The organism is Acidisoma sp. 7E03 (genome assembly GCF_054665075.1).
Window position 1 is genome coordinate 1 of the sequence record NZ_BAAFHE010000065.1, and the last position, 657, is coordinate 657.

Annotated in this window: 2 protein-coding genes; both read right to left on the bottom strand. The window is 63.3% G+C overall.

Going from position 1 to position 657, the window contains the following annotated elements:
- Positions 1 to 418: PIN domain-containing protein (locus tag ACYQ6W_RS22690; protein ID WP_459678576.1), on the bottom strand; the 418-nt coding region annotated here is incomplete at its 3' end.
- Positions 415 to 657, bottom strand: a 243-nt coding sequence (locus tag ACYQ6W_RS22695; protein WP_459678578.1) for a FitA-like ribbon-helix-helix domain-containing protein, incomplete at its 5' end; no start/stop codon positions are given. The genes ACYQ6W_RS22690 and ACYQ6W_RS22695, both read right to left, overlap by 4 nt.

Genomic DNA, 657 nt, shown 5'->3' on the forward strand with positions numbered 1-657 from the left:
CGTCCCGCCACGGATCGATGATCCCGACATCAAGATCCGCGAAATGTCGCACGTTGCGCGTGGCGATCTTCGCCTTATTGGCGACGACGATGCCCGCGATCAGCGTGTCCCGGAAATCCACTGGCTTGCCGGCAGCCGCTCGACGTGCGGCCAGAAGGCCGGCCGCTTCGGCAGCAACGTGATCGAGTATCGCGATGCGGCCTTCGAGGTCATCGCTGATGAGAGCTTGGAAGGCTTTCTCTAGCCGGTCGGTCTTCCGACCAGCATCACGTCGGGAGAGGCCGAACCGGACCTCGAACACCGTCACGGACGTTGTCCAGACTGACGTAGGGTCGAGACGATCCAACCAATCCACCACGATTGGATCGGGTTCGGCCAGCATCAGCGCCGAGAGGACGTTCGTATCGAGGATAATCATTCTCCGAAGTCGACTGCGCGTGCGGCTTCCCCACGCAGCTCGGGAATGGCCTCGGTGAGGCCAAGACCGGCGAAGCGCCGGGCGATCCGGCTACCAAGCGGGGATTTCGGCGCTACCGGCGCGAAGGCGGCGGCGCGCAGGATCTCCCGCACCTCCGCTTCAAGGCTGCGTTTGCCAGCTTCGGCACGCTGCTGCAGCCGTCGCTTGATATCATCGTCCAAGCCTCTGACGATAAGCTG